This is a genomic window from Wolbachia endosymbiont of Nomada ferruginata (assembly GCF_001675785.1).
Classification (GTDB): domain Bacteria; phylum Pseudomonadota; class Alphaproteobacteria; order Rickettsiales; family Anaplasmataceae; genus Wolbachia; species Wolbachia pipientis.
This window is the reverse complement of the sequence record NZ_LYUY01000212.1, coordinates 1-304: the sequence shown is the minus strand read 5'-3', so window position 1 is coordinate 304 and position 304 is coordinate 1. Positions and strand designations below refer to the sequence as shown.

Genomic DNA, 304 nt, shown 5'->3' with positions numbered 1-304 from the left:
TATTTCTGTAAAACCTTTTTGTGAATAATCAGTCTTTTTACTAAAAGCTGGATCAACCTTTCCGTACTTTACTTCTTTTCCTGTAATTGTTATTTCATGCTCTTCTTTTTCTAGTTTATCAAACTCTGCTCCCATTTTCCATTTCTGTGCTATTTTTTCTAACTCTCCTTGAGAGAACTTTAGATGCATGTTACCATCAACTTGATCAGACACCGTTATACACTTAAGTCCCTCATTAGTTAATATAGCTATTTTTAAAGTTCTATTATCATCAAAACGAAAATGAAGTTTTTTGATACCAATT

At 30.6% G+C, this 304-nt stretch carries 1 pseudogene; it reads right to left on the bottom strand.

Annotated features, from left to right (window positions below):
* Positions 1 to 304 (bottom strand): annotated as a pseudogene (locus BA053_RS06455) (hypothetical protein); the annotation flags it as partial.